This window comes from Pectobacterium hainanensis, from assembly GCF_046237015.1.
Taxonomy (GTDB): Bacteria; Pseudomonadota; Gammaproteobacteria; order Enterobacterales; family Enterobacteriaceae; genus JBJYIN01.
In genome coordinates this window covers 26,362-44,350 of the sequence record NZ_JBJYIN010000006.1, presented here as the reverse complement: position 1 = coordinate 44,350, position 17,989 = coordinate 26,362, and the positions used below count along the sequence as shown (strand labels likewise).

Sequence of the window (17,989 nt, the reverse complement as noted above, 5' to 3'; positions counted from 1 at the left end):
CGTCTGTTTTCCGCTAGATGGCACAAGATGTTAGTCGTTCAACCCTAAACGTTCGCCGGTATAGGAACCGTCCTGCACACTACGCCACCATTTCTCGTTATTCAGATACCATTCGACGGTTTTTCTCATGCCTGTTTCAAACGTCTCTTCTGGACGCCAGCCCAGCTCCCGTTCAATTTTATCGGCGTCAATAGCATAGCGCATGTCGTGGCCAGGGCGATCTGTCACATAGGTAATCAGGTCCCGGTAGTGTCGAACACCGGCAGGCTTGTTCGGTGCCAGTTCTTCCAGCAAATCGCAGATGGTCTGCACGACTTCAATATTTTTACGCTCGTTATGACCGCCGATATTATAGGTTTCCCCCACCTCACCTTTAGTCACCACGTTATAGAGCGCCCGAGCATGATCCTCGACGAACAACCAATCACGAATCTGGGCACCATCGCCATAAACCGGCAGAGGTTTACCCGCCACCGCATTGAGGATCACCAGTGGAATCAGTTTTTCTGGGAAGTGGTAAGGACCATAGTTGTTAGAACAGTTGGTCACAATCGTCGGCAAGCCGTAAGTACGCAGCCATGCCCGCACAAGGTGGTCGCTGGATGCCTTGGACGCCGAATAAGGGCTGCTTGGCGCATAAGGTGTGGTTTCCGTAAATAAATCATCGGTACCGTGTAAATCCCCAAAGACCTCATCGGTAGAAATATGGTGAAAACGAAACGCCGCTTTGTCGCTGGCATTCATTCCCAACCAATAGTGACGCGCCGCTTCCAGCAAAGTGTAAGTGCCCACTATGTTGGTTTCGATGAACGCAGCAGGGCCGTCAATCGAACGGTCAACGTGGCTTTCTGCGGCCAGATGCATCACCATCGCAGGCTGATAATCGCTAAACACCCGATCGAGCGCGGCACGATCGCAAATATCCACCCGTTCAAACGCAAAACGATCGCTGTTCGCAACCGGAGCCAAAGAAGATAAGTTACCCGCATAGGTCAGTTTATCCACGACGACAACACTGTCCTGTGTTTGGGTCAAGATGTGTCGGACCAGAGCTGAACCAATAAATCCCGCCCCACCGGTAATCAAAATACGTTTCAACGCCATACTCCTTTGGTGTCAACCACCCAATCTTGTTTAATCTCTTCAGGGCTAATCGCTTTAAACTGGCGGTGATCGACCAGCATGACCAGTACGTCGGCATCACGTAATGCTGTTGCGATGTCAGTCAGTTGAGCATGACCCGCCAGCACCGCTGGTAGCTGTTTTACATTCGGCTCGACGGCCAACGTGGTGCCAGCATGCCATTGGGCGATCATGTCGGTTATTTCAACAGCCGGGCTCTCGCGTAAATCATCAATATTCGGTTTAAATGCCAGCCCAAAACAGGCCACCGTGACTTCGCTCGCACGTTTGTCTGTCTGTGCCTGATAATTCGCCACGGCCGCTTTCACCTGATCGACCACCCACAATGGCTTGCCATCATTGACCAGTCTGGCCGTATGAATCAGCCTCGCCTGCTGCGGGTTTTGCGACACAATGAACCAAGGATCAACGGCGATGCAGTGACCGCCGACGCCAGGACCAGGCTGTAGGATATTGACGCGTGGATGGCGGTTTGCCAATCGGATAAGTTCCCATACGTTAATATCTTGTTCGGCACAAATCAGCGAAAGTTCATTGGCAAATGCAATGTTGACATCGCGGAAACTGTTTTCCGTCAATTTGCACATCTCAGCGGTTCGGGAGTTAGTAACTACACACTCACCTTCAAGAAAGATTTTATACAGCTCACTTGCTCTCGCTGAACAAACGGGCGTCATGCCGCCAATGACGCGATCGTTCTTAATCAGCTCGACAACAACTTGTCCCGGTAAAACACGCTCAGGACAATAGGCTATATTGATATCGGCATGGTCTCCCGCTTGCTGCGGGAACGTGAGATCGGAACGCACCTGGGCCAACCACTCGGCCATTTGCTCCGTGGCGCCAACGGGTGAGGTCGATTCCAAAATCACCAAATCCCCTTTTTTCAACACCGGGGCAATTGACTCGGCAGCAGATTGCACATAAGCCATATCCGGCTCATGATCGCCTTTAAAGGGCGTGGGAACGGCAATCAAAAACGCATCTGCGGCAACCGGTTTGTTTACGGCGCTCAAATAACCATTTTCCACCGCCACTTTTACCAGCGTGTCTAAATCCGGTTCGACAATGTGGATCTCACCCCGATTAATGGTTTCTACCGCTTGCTTGTTGACATCAACACCCACCACTTTCTTTTTACGAGAAGCAAAGGCGGCAGCGGTTGGTAATCCGATGTAACCCAACCCAATAACGGAAATTGTGTCAAAACTCATAGTGTCACCTGATAGCTTTTAGCGTGGACGGCAATCTGTTCACGTTTTAAGAACGGTTAATCTTGCACATGCACAGGCAGGCGCAAGTTTTTCAACGCTTCAATAATGCGCTGACAAGCCAGGCCGTCGCCGTAGGGGTTATGGGCCCGGCTCATCATTTGGTATTCATTTTCGTCAGTCAAAAGCCGGGAAATGGCATCCACAATTTTTGTGACGTCAGTGCCAACAAGCCGGACAGTCCCAGCCTCTATGGCCTCTGGACGTTCCGTTGTTTCACGCATCACCAGCACTGGCTTACCTAACGATGGTGCCTCTTCCTGAATGCCGCCGGAATCGGTCAAAATCATATAAGAACGGTTCATCAGATAAACGAACGGCAGGTAATCCTGCGGCGCAATCAGCATCACATTATTAATGCCGCTCAAAATGCGGTTAACTGGCTCTCTGACATTCGGGTTAAGGTGTACGGGATAAACAATTTGTACTTCAGGATGACGTCTGGCGATGTCGGCCAGCGCACTACAAATACGTTCAAAACCGCCGCCAAAACTTTCGCGTCGGTGTCCGGTAACCAGAATCAATTTCTTGCTGGCATCCAGAAACGCATATTGTTCGTCCAAATGGCGACTCAAATCGGCATTACCAATAATGCTATCTCGCACCCAGAACAACGCATCGATCACCGTATTTCCCGTCACCACAATCTGTCGATCGGACAAGTGTTCGCGCAGCAGATTCTGACGCGCATTTTCCGTTGGCGCAAAGTGGTACATCGCCAAATGCCCCGTCAGTTTGCGATTTGCCTCTTCTGGCCAGGGAGAATAGAGGTTACCGGTGCGTAACCCCGCTTCGACATGTCCAACGGGGATGCGCTGGTAAAACGCAGCCAGACTGGTGGTCAATGTGGTCGTGGTATCACCATGTACCAAAACCAAATCGGGTTTAAACTCCGCCATCACGGGCTCAAGCCCGGCTAAAATACGACATGAAATTTCACTGAGGCTTTGCCCCGGTTGCATAATGTCCAGATCGTAATCCGGCGTGATATTGAACAAACGCAGCACCTGATCCAGCATCTCCCGATGCTGGGCTGTCACGCAAATTCTTGATTCAAAGGCTTCATCCTGAGCCAAGGCATGAACCAGCGGCGCCATTTTAATGGCCTCCGGCCGGGTGCCGAAAACAGTCAACACTTTCACGGTGAATCTCTTTAATCAGGTTAGACGCAGATTTTTCCTGCGAATCAGACGTTAATCAGCACACTGATCAACGTGGACGGCGTACTAAAGCAAAGCCCGCACCCACTAACGCACCAATCGCGCCCCACATCACCATCAGGAATGCACGACGTGGGCTATCACGTTTCACCGGCTCTTCGGGCGTACGCAGGTAGCGGTAAGTCTGGAAATTAGCGTCAAGCGTAGGCCCGACATTTAACGTGGTAAGCATGGCGCGATTCTGATCATAATCGAGATCGTAGTGCGGTCCGCTGGCTTGTAAGGATTCCAGGCGAGCCTGCAACATTGGCCTTCCCAGCAAAAACATCTCCGATGCGGGCAACTCATCCGCTGGCGTGTCCGTTTGGCTACGGCTAATACCTTGCTGTTGGGCAATTTTCAGCGCCTGTTCGACACGGAGAATCTCACGTTCATAAATCGCCTTGGCTACCGCTTCCTGACGCTTAATCTGTGACTTGATAAAAATGGTTCTGGCCGCCCATGCCCCCGTGATTTCTTCGTTCAGATAACCCGCCGCCTGTCGGCTGGCAAAAACCACATATTGACGAAGTAGAGTATTGGCGTCAGCAGACGTTTCTGCCACCAGTTTCACCGTGTCGCTGGTCTTCTTAGCATCATCATGTGGGGTAAACCGAATGTTATTCACCAACTCGTCCAACAAGGCGGCATCTGCTTTGACATCGCCCTCCTGACGCTGCTTGTAATAATCCGTCTGCAACCAGAAATCCCGGCGCGTGTCATATGCGGCCAGTTGCATGATGAATTCATCGTAAACATCGGACGAAATCGAGGGTTGATCGGATTGCGGAACAGAAAAAGATTTTGCATCCAGATTGCGAAGAAACTGTTGCTGCGAATAGTATCCACCCAGCATATTTACCGTCGGTTTATCCGTAATCGCTGTCGCGCTCCATTCCTGCTTAACCACATAGGAATAAAGTAACGCAGTGATACTAAACAATACGGCAATCGCAATAATCCAGGGCTTGCCACGCCACAGCGCGTAGATCAAACCACGGATATCCAACTCATTATCAACAGCGCTATCTCTGGTAGACAGGTTCTCTGATTTCATTACTTCCCCAACGTTATTGGTCAAGGCAGCTGCTTTTGTTCATCAGCGTGCCGCATACGACGTTTGATTCGCTTGATAAAACGAGCCACCCGCCATGCGCGTTTTAGGCAGTAGCCATAGAGTAAAAATGTAAGCAAAAACAATGCCAACATAACCCATTCTGGAACAAAAGAGAGATATTCGCCAATCACACCAATCGCGGCTAATAATGCAGCCGCTAACGTAATCAACACGAAAGCCTGTCGAGAGGTAAAACCCGCTCGCATCATTAAATGGTGGATATGCTGACGATCGGGCGAAAATGGGCTCATCCCTTTACGTAACCGACGGTACATAATGGCAATCATATCAATCAGAGGGATCGCGATAATCCATAGTGCGGTGACGGGATTGATCGGGTGTTGCTTACCCTGAGTGGTTTGAACGAGGATCCAGATAGCCGTAAAACCAATCATGGTACTTCCGGCATCCCCCATGAACACTTTGAAACGCTTACCGAAAACACCAAGATTCAACAGAATGTAGGGCAATGTGGCTGCAATCATGGCGAAGCACCATAGTGCCAGATTCATATGACCACTGAGGTAGAGCAATATGCCCATCGCGCCAAATGAGACGCAGGATAATCCTCCCAGCAATCCGTCAATACCATCCACCATATTGAAAGCATTAATTGCCGCCCAAACCGCAAATAGCGTCACCAGATAGCTAAACGGACCCAGCCCCATTTGCCACGGCCCCAGAATATGTCCAAGACTGTGTAACGAAAGCCCGGCAAACCCCATCATCGCTGCCGCCACACAGGCTTGAACGATCGCACGGATTTTTACGCTGATATCAAACCGATCGTCCAATGCGCCGACGAAGACCAAAACGCCAGCACAAAGTAGATAGAGTCGAAAATTGGGAATGTAGTAATCGGTGATAAGAAAGGCGAAGCACATCCCCGCGTACACGGAAATACCGCCCACAAGAGGAATCAACCCTTGGTGCCGCTTACGGTAATTGGGACGATCGACCAGCCCTATTTTTTTCGCCACCTGGCGAGCCAAAAACAGGAAACCCAGAGAAAACAGGAAAATGATTAATAATTCGGTACTCATAGTGAGTAAATTCACCGTTCACAGCCTCGCAGTGGCTGCTCAATATATAATCGGTTTACACCTTAAAGACTATAAGCGCGAGTGTCTCAGACGAAAAGTATAATCTAAAAGGAACGCGGTTTATCCCCGTCATACCTTAAGTGACATATTTTATACCCGTCATACTTCAAGTTGCATGTGCGTTGGCTGCGCTACTCGGCCCGTCGTGGGCCTCGCCCTAAAGGGCCGCTGCAAGCAGCGTTCAAACCTGCCTCTGGCAGATTTGTCAGTCACCCGAATCACTTACTCAAGTAAGCTCATCGGGATTAGATGAGAGACATCCTGTCTCTCACCGGAGGCCAGCCGTTGGCTGGTCAAATTCGTTCCCGACGAATTTGTCCTTCGCTTGCCGCGTTATTCGGCCTTATGGCCTCACCCCTTCGGGGTCAGCGCAAGCGCTGTTCAAAAACGTTTTGCCGTTTTTGTCCTGAAACTTGAATTATTTTGGGTATATTGGCTTTTCCGACGGCTTGTCCTCTGGTTGCCGGATCCCGACATAAAAAACGCCACGACCCAGCGTGGCGTTCCCCGAGTTCGTCCGTGATTTATGAACGCTTCATCATATCGAAGAAGTCGTCGTTGGTTTTCGTCATCGCCAACTTATTAATCAGGAATTCCATCGCGTCGATCTCACCCATTGGATGAATGATCTTACGCAGGATCCACATTTTTTGCAGCTCTTCAGACGTTGTCAGCAACTCTTCTTTACGGGTACCGGAACGGTTGTAATCAATCGCAGGGAAAACGCGTTTTTCAGCAATCTTACGTGCGAGATGCAGTTCCATGTTACCGGTGCCTTTAAACTCTTCGTAAATGACTTCGTCCATTTTCGAACCGGTATCCACCAATGCGGTGGCAATGATCGTCAGGCTTCCACCTTCTTCTACGTTACGCGCCGCACCAAAGAAACGTTTTGGACGATGCAGGGCGTTAGCATCCACACCCCCGGTCAATACCTTACCGGAAGCCGGAACCACGGTGTTATAAGCTCGCGCCAGACGCGTAATGGAATCCAGCAGAATAATAACGTCTTTCTTATGTTCAACCAGACGTTTCGCTTTTTCGATGACCATTTCAGCCACCTGAACGTGGCGGGAAGCCGGTTCATCAAAGGTTGAAGCAACCACTTCACCCTTAACCAAACGCTGCATTTCCGTCACTTCTTCCGGACGTTCGTCAATCAGCAATACCATCAGTACGCAATCGGGGTGATTGTAAGCAATGCTCTGCGCAATATTTTGCAATAGCATGGTTTTACCCGCTTTTGGCGGCGCAACAATCAAACCACGCTGACCACGGCCAATAGGTGCGGCCAAATCCAGTACGCGAGCTGTTAAATCTTCAGTTGAACCATTTCCGCGCTCCATACGCAAACGAGAATTCGCATGTAAAGGGGTAAGGTTTTCAAACAGGATTTTACTGCGGGCGTTCTCGGGTTTGTCGTAGTTGACTTCATTCACTTTCAACAGAGCAAAATAACGTTCGCCTTCTTTCGGCGGGCGGATTTTCCCTGAAATGGTGTCACCAGTACGAAGGTTAAAACGGCGGATTTGGCTGGGAGAAACGTAGATATCATCAGGACCGGCAAGGTAGGAGCTGTCTGCAGAACGGAGGAAGCCAAAGCCATCCTGCAATATCTCCAGCACGCCGTCGCCGAAAATATCCTCGCCACTTTTCGCATGCTGCTTGAGAATGGCAAAGATAATATCCTGCTTGCGCATGCGAGCAAGGTTTTCCAGCCCCATATTTTCGCCAAGAGTAATCAACTCAGAAACCGGCGTATTCTTTAATTCGGTAAGATTCATAGTGGTGGGTTCTTTAAACTCGGGGTAAATCTCGAACTATTAACGTGAATGGTATGGCAGGGTCATCCATGCCTCTATTATCACCTTCAATCACCAGATAACGTCTATTGCGTTCTTTTACATACGCAGAATCTGCACAAGACGACCGTAAGGGATTCAAAGGTACATAAACCAGTTATTTAAAACCATTAGATTGCCCAAACCAGATTACGAACATTCTTATAAACCAATGTTTGTAAATCAACGACTTTCTGATTTCGACACGGAATAATACTTTAGATTCAAACTTTCAGGCTTAAGCTTAACGGCTTAAACATAGGTAAGTACGATATGCAGTGCTGATGAATCTAGCACGCTTCCTGACGGGCGGCAAGCAGTCAATAGAGAATTACTCACGTTAATACCACCCGCAGGAATGAAGAAGAATTACAAATTGGCAGTCAGGAATTCTTTTAATTGTCCTTTAGACAGTGCGCCTACTTTGGTTGCGGCCACTTCGCCATTTTTGAACAGCAGTAGCGTAGGGATCCCACGGATGCCGTATTTAGGTGCTGTCGCCGGATTTTCATCGATATTCAATTTGGCCACCGTGAGTTTGCCTTCAAACTCTTCTGCCACTTCATCCAGAATAGGAGCGATCATTTTACAGGGACCACACCACTCAGCCCAAAAATCAACCAAAGTTACGCCTTCAGCCTGCAATACTTTCGTATCGAAACTGTCGTCAGTCAGGTGAATAATTTTATCGCTCATATTTTACTCCGCAGGATTATGTCTACCTTGTTGGTGTAGCATTAAGCAAAACCAACAACAAGGTTGACTTTATTTCACTGGATACGCTTTCGTAAAGCAATAGTTAGCTGATATTCTACCACACTATGAGCAAAACACACTTAACAGAACAGAAGTTTTCCGACTTCGCCCTGCACCCGCAGGTTATCGAAGCCCTTGAAAGCAAAGGGTTTCATAACTGTACGCCCATTCAGGCGTTAGCATTGCCACTGGCTTTGTCAGGGCGTGATGTAGCAGGTCAGGCGCAAACCGGTACTGGCAAGACGCTGGCTTTTCTCGCGTCTACTTTCCATTATTTGCTTTCTCACCCGGCAAACGCTGAGCGTCAAACCAATCAGCCACGAGCCTTAATCATGGCGCCGACCCGTGAATTAGCCGTACAGATTCACTCTGATGCTGAGGCGCTTTCTCATTTGACAGGGCTGAAACTCGGTCTGGCTTATGGCGGCGACGGCTACGACAAGCAGCTCAAGGTGCTGGAAAACGGTGTCGATATCCTGATCGGTACCACAGGTCGCCTGATTGACTACGCCAAACAGAACCATATTAACCTGGGCGCGATCCAGGTCGTGGTGCTGGACGAAGCGGATCGTATGTACGATCTCGGCTTTATCAAAGACATTCGTTGGTTGTTCCGTCGTATGCCGCCCGTAACGCAACGCCTGAATATGCTTTTCTCCGCAACGCTGTCCTACCGCGTCCGTGAACTCGCGTTTGAGCAAATGAACAATGCGGAATATGTGGAAGTCGAGCCAGAGCAAAAAACCGGTCACCGCATCACGGAAGAGCTATTTTACCCCTCCAACGAAGAAAAAATGCGCTTACTCCAGACGCTGCTCGAGGAAGAGTGGCCGGATCGCTGCATTATTTTTGCCAACACCAAGCATCGTTGCGAAGACATCTGGGGCCATCTGGCTGCCGATGGTCACCGCGTTGGCCTCTTGACAGGTGACGTCGCGCAGAAGAAACGTCTGCGTATTCTGGATGAATTCACCAGCGGTACGTTGGATATTCTGGTTGCAACTGATGTCGCGGCCCGTGGCTTACACATTCCCTCCGTGACACACGTGTTCAACTACGATTTACCCGATGATTGTGAAGACTATGTACACCGCATTGGTCGTACTGGCCGCGCGGGTGAAAGCGGTTTTTCCATTAGTCTGGCCTGTGAGGAATATGCGCTTAACCTGCCTGCGATTGAAACCTATATCGGCCATGGCATTCCGGTCAGCAAGTACAATAGCGATGCGCTACTCAACGATTTACCGGCACCAAAGCGACTGACTCGCCCGCCACGTTCTCATAGCGGTCCGCGCAGAAATAATGCGCCACGTCGCAGCGGGGCTCCGCGCAACAATCGTAAACGGCCGGGTTGAACGCACATGCTAAGCGCCTCTTCACTTTATGCCGCCATTGATCTCGGTTCTAACAGCTTTCATATGTTAGTCGTCCGGGAATCGGCAGGCAGCATTCAGACGCTGGCAAAGATAAAGCGAAAGGTTCGTCTTGCCGCAGGATTGAATAAAGAGAATCAGCTATCGCAAGAAGCGATGCAGCGAGGCTGGCAGTGTCTACAACTCTTTGCAGAACGATTGCAGGATATCCCAAAGGAACAAGTGCGCGTTGTTGCAACCGCAACGTTGCGGTTGGCCACCAATGCCGATGCATTTCTACAACGGGCGCAGGATATTCTGGGGCTACCGGTTCAGGTCATCAGCGGAGAAGAAGAAGCCCGACTGATTTATCAGGGTGTCGCTCACACGACAGGTGGACCGGAACAGCGACTGGTTGTCGATATTGGCGGTGGCAGCACGGAGCTGGCAACCGGAGTCGGAGCCAAAGCAACAAAGCTTATCAGCCTGCCGATGGGCTGCGTGACCTGGCTGGAGCGTTATTTTAGCGATCGTAATCTGGAAGCCGGCAATTTCGAGCGAGCCGAGCGGGCCGCCCGTGACATGCTACGTCCCATCGCGGCTTCTCTGCGTGAACAGGGTTGGCAGATTTGCGTTGGTGCGTCGGGTACCGTACAGGCGTTGCAGGAAATCATGGTCGCTCAGGGCATGGATGAATATGTCACGCTGACCAAACTCCAGCAGTTAAAGCAGCATGCGATTCAATGCGATAAGCTGGAAGAATTGGAGATAGAAGGCCTGACGCTGGAAAGAGCGTTGGTTTTCCCCAGCGGGTTGGCGATCTTGCTGGCAATCTTTCAGGAACTTGGCATCACAACCATGACGCTGGCTGGCGGCGCACTACGCGAAGGCTTGGTCTACGGCATGTTGCATCTTCCGATTGAGCAGGATATTCGTCACCGTACCGTGCATAATTTGCAGCGCCGTTACCTATTGGATAGTGAACAAGCCAAGCGGGTTGCTGCACTGGCGGATAACTTTCTACAGCAGGTTGCTCGAGACTGGCAACTGGATACACGATGTCGTGAACTCCTGCAAAATGCTTGTCTGGTACATGAAATCGGCCTTAGCATCGATTTCCGCCAATCCCCGCAACATGCGGCCTATCTTATCCGTCACAGCGATCTTCCCGGTTTTACCCCTGCACAAAAGAAGCTTCTGGCTACGTTATTACAGAATCAAAGCAACCCTGTCGATCTGGCTCCACTCAGTCAGCAAAACGCCTTGCCAGTGATACAAGCACAGCACTTGTGCCGTTTGCTGCGACTGGCGATTATTTTTGCCAGTCGCAGGCGCGATGATACGCTACCGGCGGTACGCTTGCGTGTCGAAGGGGAAAATCTGCGCGTTATTCTGCCTGCCGGATGGATGACTCAGCATCCGTTACGTGCCGAAGCGCTGGAACAAGAGAGCCGCTGGCAAAGCTATGTTCACTGGCCCTTGATACTGGAAGAAGCATCCCGGTAAGCGATGAGCGGCGAAAACAATAGGGGAAGGAAATAGCAACGACGCTATTCCCCTTTGGCTTTCGCCAACTGTGCACGAATACTCGCCAGATGACTTTGCCCTTTTTGCATCCGCTCCTGGGCCGTCACTACCTTTCGTTCCGTCTCCCACAACAAATCATCCTGTGGTAACTCAAGTAAAAAACGACTGGGCTCCGGACGGACAAGCTCACCATACTGACGCCGTTCCTTGCATAGAGTGAAGATCAGTTCCCGCTGCGCACGCGTAATACCGACATAGGCCAGACGGCGTTCTTCATCAACATTGTCTTCATCGATACTACTTTGATGCGGCAGCAGCCCTTCCTCCATTCCGACCAGGAAAACATAGGGAAACTCCAATCCTTTAGAAGCATGCAACGTCATTAACTGCACCTGGTCCAGCTCTTCCTCACTTTCTCCACGTTCCATCATGTCCCGTAAGGTGAAACGGGTCACAACCTGTGTCAATGTCATGGGCTCATCCAGATCCGACCCTTCCAGCATTTCGGTCATCCAGCTAAAAAGCTGATTAACGTTTTTCATCCTCATTTCTGCGGCTTTAGGGCTGGGCGACGTTTCATACAACCAACTTTCATAATCCAGCCCATGAATGAGATCGCGGACGGCAATGACCGGCTCCCGCTCGGCCCGACGCGCAATATCCGCCAGCCACTGGGTAAACCGTTGCAGTGATTCCAATCCACGTCCGGTTAGCGATTGTGTCAGTCCCAAATCGAAACTGGCATTAAACAGGCTTTTGTTACGTTGGTTAGCCCATTCACCTAGCTTCTTCAATGTCGCGGGGCCAATCTCACGCCTCGGTGTATTAACGATACGTAAGAAGGCGCTATCATCGTCTGGATTCGTTAACACCCTCAGATAGGCCAGTAAATCCTTGATCTCGGGACGAGAAAAAAATGACGTACCGCCAGAAATCCGATAAGGAATCCGGTTTTGCATCAGCATTTTTTCAAACAGTCGTGACTGGTGATTACCGCGATACAAAATGGCGTAGTCGCCATACTGCGTCTTCTTAATAAAGTGATGTGCAATCAGCTCCCCCACCACACGCTCAGCTTCATGATCCTCATTATTCGCCGTTATCACTTTCAGCTCATCGCCGTAGCCAAGTTCGGAAAACAGACGTTTCTCAAACACATGGGGATTGTTGGCAATCAAAATATTAGCCGCTTTCAGAATACGACCGGAAGAACGGTAATTTTGCTCTAGCTTGATCACTTCGAGCGCAGGAAAATCCTGTTTTAGCAGGACCAGATTTTGTGGACGCGCACCACGCCAGGAGTAAATAGACTGATCGTCATCGCCCACGACGGTAAATCGGGCCCGGCTGCCTACCAGTAATTTCACCAGTTCATACTGGCTGGTATTGGTGTCCTGATACTCATCCACCAGCAAATAGCGCAAACGGTTTTGCCAACGCTCTCGCACGTCATCATTACGTTTGAGCAACAAGGTGGGTAACAAAATCAGATCGTCAAAATCCAGCACGTTACAGGCGCGCAGATGGTCGTGATAGAGCGAATAACAGTGAGCGAACAACTTATCGCGCTCAGAACGCGCCATCGCTGCCGCACCGGACGGATCGACAAGATCGTTTTTCCAATTTGAGATCATTGACGTTAATTGCTGCAACAGCGTTTTATCATTTTCCAGCCATTGCTCTGTCAATTCCTTCAATAACGCCATCTGATCTTGATCGTCAAACAGGGAAAAATTCGCTTTCATTCCCAGAGCCGCATATTCACGTTTGATGATTTCCAGCCCCAACGTGTGAAAGGTTGCGATCACCAGCCCACGCGTTTCTTTACGGCCCAGCGTCTGCGCGACACGTTCCTTCATTTCACGTGCCGCTTTGTTGGTGAAGGTAACCGCCGCGATATGCCGGGCCTGATAACCGCACTGGCGGATTAAATGAGCAATTTTATTGGTAATCACACGTGTTTTACCCGAACCGGCGCCCGCCAGAACCAGACAAGGACCAGTAACAAATTCGACGGCGTGCTGTTGGCTGGGATTTAAACGCATCACTCTTTTGCTCACTCATTAAACGGAAAGGAATTGTAGCAGAAAGCAGGGTCGATCTTGAGTGAGGATTATCCCCTGACGAGTCCCGCCACAAACGCGAGGATGCAAGAGAAAAGGAGCATTAAATATGCGTCCGCTATTCAGGAATGATCCACATATTGCGTCGCAAATGTTACATTGCGCGCAAGAATCTCTCGCTTAAATCAAAGGTAACAATATGGCAAATACCGCAGCAGCACTACACATTCTGGTCGATACCGAACAACAGGCCAACGACATTCTGGCACAGTTGGAACAAGGGGCTGACTTTCAGAAACTGGCACAACAATATTCGACCTGCCCATCGAAACGTAACGGCGGTGATCTCGGTGAATTCCGCAAAGGCGACATGGTTCCGGCCTTTGATAAAGCGGTATTTTCTTGCGAATTACTGAAGCCGTTTGGACCGGTGAAAACCCAGTTCGGCTACCATTTGATTAAAGTGTTATATCGCAACTAGTCCCCCAACGATTCATCTTGTCGGGAATGAGGCCGTTGATAAAAAAGCGCCTCATTCCCGATAATCTGTCGGCTAAGCGCTTGTTCCCAGTGGGCGATATTGGTACAGCCGGACACATCAACGCGACACCTTCCCGAGATTGCGGCATAATCTCCTCCGCTTCAATTTGACCCGATACCGTCAATTGCAATATTTCAGGCGCGTTCATGTCATTTTCGAGGCGTTCGAGGTAGCTGAAAATAGCCTGTTTGATAAACCAGCGCGACGTACGATCGATTCGTTGTGCCACATCCTTAAGACGGTCACGCATTGCCGCGTCGAGTTTTACCCCATCGTGGTAGAGCCCATGCACGACATCCTGCCATTAAAAAGGACACTCGGGTGAACGAGCAATATCCGTCGGGTTGCCACATTGTGCAACGCGGTTCACAGACGGCGCTATAGCCATCGATAATGCCTACTGCAGTGCTTCGTTCCGGCCAGCAGGGTAAAGACAAAGACCTATCGCCACCGGCAAGGGTGGGCGAATAATAATGAAAGCGGAGAGTTGAATGACAATAAACACACCTACGCTGGTGACGTTTCTGGTATATATTTTCGGGATGGTACTCATTGGCCTATTTGCCTATCGCGCCACCAATAACTTTGGTGATTACATTCTGGGTGGGCGCAGGATGGGAAGCGTGGTTACCGCACTCTCCGCGGGCGCATCGGATATGAGTGGTTGGCTCCTGATGGGGCTGCCGGGGGCCGTTTTTATTTCCGGTGTTTCTGAAAGCTGGATCGCTATTGGGCTAACGCTAGGTGCCTATTTAAACTGGAAACTCGTGGCAGGCCGTCTGCGTGTCCATACCGAAGTCAACCATAATGCGCTCACCTTACCCGACTACTTTACTCACCGTTTTGAAGACACCAATAAGTTACTGCGCGTCATTTCTGCACTGATTATTCTAATATTTTTCACGATTTACTGTGCGTCTGGCGTCGTAGCCGGTGCTCGTCTGTTCGAAAGCACCTTCAATATGAGCTACGGTTCAGCATTATGGGCAGGCGCTGCCGCGACCATCGCCTATACGTTTATTGGCGGATTTTTAGCCGTAAGCTGGACTGATACCGTACAAGCCACCCTGATGATTTTTGCTCTGATTTTGACGCCAGTGATGGTGATCCTGTCGCTGGGCGGCATTGACACCTCCTTGCTGGTGATTGAGGCGAAAAATCCGGCCAATCTGGATATGTTTAAAGGGATGAATGTCATCGCGATTATTTCGCTGATGGGCTGGGGACTGGGTTATTTCGGGCAGCCGCATATTCTGGCGCGCTTTATGGCGGCAGACTCTCACCATACGATCCGTAGCGCACGCCGTATCAGCATGACCTGGATGATCCTGTGTCTGGTTGGTGCGGTAATGGTCGGTTTCTTTGGTATCGCCTATTTTACTAATCATCCAGAACAAGCTGGCAGCGTCTCACAAAACAGTGAACGAGTGTTTATTGAACTCTCCATGCTGCTGTTCAATCCGTGGATTGCTGGCGTTCTGCTATCAGCGATTTTGGCTGCGGTGATGAGTACCCTAAGCTGCCAATTACTGGTGTGTTCCAGCGCGATCACCGAAGACCTCTATCGCCCCTTTCTACGTAAAAGCGCCACGCAAAAAGAACTGGTATGGGTCGGTCGGGGAATGGTGCTGCTAGTGGCGCTCATTGCTGTCGTACTGGCTGCAAACCCGGAAAACCGTGTACTGGGGCTGGTAAGCTATGCTTGGGCAGGCTTTGGCGCTGCGTTTGGTCCGGTCATCCTTATTTCCCTGCTCTGGCCGAGAATGACACGTAATGGTGCGCTGCTGGGCATGTTGGTGGGGGCGATTACCGTCATCGTCTGGAAACAATACGCATGGCTGAATTTATATGAAATCATCCCAGGTTTCCTGTTTGGTAGCCTGACGATTTTTATCGTGAGTTTGCTCGATCGTGCGCCATCAAACGCGGTCATAGAACGTTTTAATAAAGCGGAAACCGAATTCAAAACCGTTTAATCTCATCAGGCGCAGCAAGCTGCGCCTGCCATTGGTTACCTTCTTGATTATCCTCCCAGCTTTTTCCTCTGGCTCTTATCACGCTTAACACGACTACCGTACAAACATCAAAATGATGTGATCTTAATCACTACAGCCTTCTCAATTTCCACTTTGAAGTGGAAAACAACTCGCTACAAACCTTTCTTCCCTACAGGTACTGTGCATTCAACCCCTTTAATCAAATACGACATGTGAATAACGGAGCGGTAATGAACGAAACCGGGAGTCGTGAAGCAAAGCACAGTGAACCACTTGCCGATCGCATGCTGGTATGGATCGGCGAATTACTCAACCGCCACAACATCGTCCCAAACGCAGTACAGCAACAGATGTTGGTTTCCCATGTACGCGCCATGGCGCACCGCTCAGTAACCGGTGAACCACTGCCGGATGTAGAGGAAAGTTTGTTCGAAGAGATATCGGCCGACTCAATGCGTCTGGCGCGTGAAGTCGTAAGGGAATTTGGCAATCTGCCCGACGAAGAGGCCTGGCTGCTGTCGGTCCACTTCGAAGTAGCAAAAGAGAACCTTTAACCGTGAGGAGTGAGTGATGGAGAAAATTATCGTAGTCATTGGCGATCGTTTGGGAAAAGGTCAGAAAGTCGCGGCGGGCGTCGAAAAAGCAGGGGGACGCTCAGTTGTCGTACCGGGTATGGCCGCAGACATGAAACTCGGCGATGTGATGAAAGCGGAAAATGCCACTTTTGGTATCTCCTTTTGCGGTAGCGGAGGAGCAGGTGCCATTACCGCACAGAATAAACACGGCTACAAAGCCAGATACGGCATGCGTTCAATTGAAGAAGGCGTCACCGCGATTAATGACGGCTGCAACGTGCTGGGTTTTGGCTTTATGGATAAAGAAGAACTGGGTGAACGACTGGTCGAAGCCTGGAAGAAAAAATACGGTGTCTGACCATGAAAACGCAATTTACCACCACGGTAAGAGTTCAAGGTAAGGGGAGCAGCAAGGCGGGCGTCTTTGCCGATGCGTTGAACCATGTGCAAGCCGCCGTGATGAAATCATCTCCCCATATTTTACTGCGTATTGAGCCACAGGATGTGCAGGTTGTTTATGCGCGTGAAACGGTGCGTAAAGAAGCGTTTTTGTTTTTCTTTCTGCGCCGAGAACGACGTTCATTCAGCGTAGAACTGGATGTTACCGTCAACGTAACCGCCATTAATCTCGATAACGTGGATTTCGTCACACAAACCTGACGGTTCCGCTAATGAACAGATCGAAATGAATGGTTCAACATGAAAGGACTGGCTGATGTTTTTAATCATATTAATAAAATCGCTCGTCATCGGCGCACTGGTCGGCGTGGGTGTCGGCGCTGGGGCTGCACGTATGTTCCACGCACCCACCACTCAGGGAATGGGCGCATTTCGTACTCTGGGTGAACTCAATTCCTGTGAGGGCGATCCCGCCTCCCACTTCTCCTTCGGACTTGGGTTTTTCTTCAATGCCTGGGCGTCATCCGTGGCGGCAGGGGCTTTCACGCAGGACGTTGACCATCGCATCATCCCCAACTGGGGGGCTGCCGCTTTAATGGTGAAAAACCGTAACGTAGGGGAAACGCTGCACGATCCGAAAAAAATGGCGATTGCCTGCGGCATCATCGGCATGATTGTCGTGACCTTCCTCAATCTGACGGCCTCTTCCGTACCCGCAGCCTTGCAGGTCACTGCGGTGAAAGTGCTGGTTCCCGCTGCCAATTTACTGGTCAACATCGTCATGCCGGTCATTTTCTGGCTGGCAGCCATTGATGCAGGTAAAAAATCAGGTTTCTGGGCAACCGTATTTGGCGGCGCAGCTCAGCTCATTATGGGCAACGCCGTACCAGGATTGGTGCTCGGTATTCTGATCGGTAAAGGCGTGGAAGAGAGCGGCTGGAACCGCGTAACCAAAGTCATGATGGTCGCTATTGTCGCGCTGTTCGTCCTGAGTGCCTTCTTCCGCGGTTTTGATATGAAGATGATCGAATCCTTCCACCTGACGGTACCAGATTGGCTGGCAAGTATTCATAACGCAATGAGCGGAAAATAACAGGGGCCAATG

16 protein-coding genes and 1 pseudogene are annotated in these 17,989 nt (G+C 50.2%); 8 read left to right on the top strand and 9 right to left on the bottom strand.

The genetic code is table 11. The annotated features are described in order from the left end of the window. Positions 1 to 30 precede the first annotated feature (30 nt). The 7 genes from rffG to trxA form a co-directional block, all read right to left on the bottom strand. Entirely contained in the window at positions 31 to 1,104 is a 1,074-nt protein-coding gene (gene rffG, locus ACKPVM_RS07635; protein ID WP_409308315.1) for a dTDP-glucose 4,6-dehydratase, read from the bottom strand. After that, positions 1,095 to 2,357: a UDP-N-acetyl-D-mannosamine dehydrogenase gene (gene wecC, locus ACKPVM_RS07630; RefSeq protein WP_409308313.1), complete on the bottom strand. Its 1,263-nt coding sequence runs from the start codon at positions 2,355 to 2,357 to the stop codon at positions 1,095 to 1,097. Before wecC ends, rffG begins: the two co-directional genes overlap by 10 nt. Positions 2,358 to 2,413: 56 nt before the next feature. Further along, complete coding sequence (wecB, locus tag ACKPVM_RS07625) at positions 2,414 to 3,556, bottom strand: non-hydrolyzing UDP-N-acetylglucosamine 2-epimerase (protein WP_409308311.1); 1,143 nt, start codon at positions 3,554 to 3,556, stop codon at positions 2,414 to 2,416. Between the two features lie 67 nt (positions 3,557 to 3,623). Continuing rightward, on the bottom strand, positions 3,624 to 4,670 hold the full coding sequence (gene wzzE / locus ACKPVM_RS07620; protein WP_409308309.1) for an ECA polysaccharide chain length modulation protein: 1,047 nt from the start codon (positions 4,668 to 4,670) through the stop codon (positions 3,624 to 3,626). Positions 4,671 to 4,690: 20 nt separating this feature from the next. After that, on the bottom strand, positions 4,691 to 5,788 hold the full coding sequence (gene wecA / locus ACKPVM_RS07615) for a UDP-N-acetylglucosamine--undecaprenyl-phosphate N-acetylglucosaminephosphotransferase (protein WP_409308307.1): 1,098 nt from the start codon (positions 5,786 to 5,788) through the stop codon (positions 4,691 to 4,693). Positions 5,789 to 6,357: 569 nt separating this feature from the next. Further along, a complete protein-coding gene (rho, locus tag ACKPVM_RS07610; protein WP_409308305.1) occupies positions 6,358 to 7,617 on the bottom strand; it encodes a transcription termination factor Rho in 1,260 nt (419 codons plus the stop codon). Positions 7,618 to 8,043: 426 nt separating this feature from the next. After that, the gene (trxA, locus tag ACKPVM_RS07605; protein WP_409308304.1) at positions 8,044 to 8,370 is read right to left on the bottom strand and encodes a thioredoxin TrxA; all 327 of its coding nucleotides are present in this window, start codon (positions 8,368 to 8,370) and stop codon (positions 8,044 to 8,046) included. 125 nt (positions 8,371 to 8,495) lie between these two features. On the opposite strand from trxA, the gene rhlB reads away from it, so the two are divergent. Beyond that, a complete protein-coding gene (rhlB, locus tag ACKPVM_RS07600) occupies positions 8,496 to 9,785 on the top strand; it encodes an ATP-dependent RNA helicase RhlB (RefSeq protein WP_409308302.1) in 1,290 nt (429 codons plus the stop codon). A gap of 6 nt (positions 9,786 to 9,791) precedes the next feature. After that, the gene (gene ppx, locus ACKPVM_RS07595) at positions 9,792 to 11,288 is read left to right on the top strand and encodes an exopolyphosphatase (protein WP_409308300.1); all 1,497 of its coding nucleotides are present in this window, start codon (positions 9,792 to 9,794) and stop codon (positions 11,286 to 11,288) included. A gap of 44 nt (positions 11,289 to 11,332) precedes the next feature. Here the strand turns inward: ppx and rep are convergent, their stop codons facing one another. Further along, positions 11,333 to 13,354, bottom strand: a complete 2,022-nt coding sequence (rep, locus tag ACKPVM_RS07590) for a DNA helicase Rep (protein WP_409308649.1) — start codon at positions 13,352 to 13,354, stop codon at positions 11,333 to 11,335. 217 nt (positions 13,355 to 13,571) lie between these two features. On the opposite strand from rep, the gene ppiC reads away from it, so the two are divergent. Continuing rightward, complete coding sequence (gene ppiC / locus ACKPVM_RS07585; RefSeq protein ID WP_409308298.1) at positions 13,572 to 13,853, top strand: peptidylprolyl isomerase PpiC; 282 nt, start codon at positions 13,572 to 13,574, stop codon at positions 13,851 to 13,853. Positions 13,854 to 13,983: 130 nt separating this feature from the next. On the opposite strand, the pseudogene ACKPVM_RS07580 reads toward ppiC, so the two are convergent. Beyond that, positions 13,984 to 14,201, bottom strand: a pseudogene (locus tag ACKPVM_RS07580) (hypothetical protein); the annotation flags it as partial. Positions 14,202 to 14,404: 203 nt separating this feature from the next. Here ACKPVM_RS07580 and putP point away from each other — a divergent pair. From putP to ACKPVM_RS07555, 5 genes are all read left to right on the top strand, one after another. Further along, positions 14,405 to 15,889: a sodium/proline symporter PutP gene (putP, locus tag ACKPVM_RS07575; RefSeq protein ID WP_409308297.1), complete on the top strand. Its 1,485-nt coding sequence runs from the start codon at positions 14,405 to 14,407 to the stop codon at positions 15,887 to 15,889. A gap of 233 nt (positions 15,890 to 16,122) precedes the next feature. Continuing rightward, positions 16,123 to 16,464: a glycine dehydrogenase gene (locus ACKPVM_RS07570; protein ID WP_409308295.1), complete on the top strand. Its 342-nt coding sequence runs from the start codon at positions 16,123 to 16,125 to the stop codon at positions 16,462 to 16,464. 16 nt (positions 16,465 to 16,480) lie between these two features. Beyond that, a complete protein-coding gene (locus ACKPVM_RS07565; protein WP_409308293.1) occupies positions 16,481 to 16,843 on the top strand; it encodes an SFCGS family glycine-rich protein in 363 nt (120 codons plus the stop codon). A gap of 2 nt (positions 16,844 to 16,845) precedes the next feature. After that, positions 16,846 to 17,145: a DUF4312 family protein gene (locus ACKPVM_RS07560; RefSeq protein ID WP_409308291.1), complete on the top strand. Its 300-nt coding sequence runs from the start codon at positions 16,846 to 16,848 to the stop codon at positions 17,143 to 17,145. Positions 17,146 to 17,200: 55 nt separating this feature from the next. After that, entirely contained in the window at positions 17,201 to 17,977 is a 777-nt protein-coding gene (locus ACKPVM_RS07555) for a DUF4311 domain-containing protein (protein ID WP_409308289.1), read from the top strand. The last annotated feature ends 12 nt before the right edge of the window (positions 17,978 to 17,989 follow it).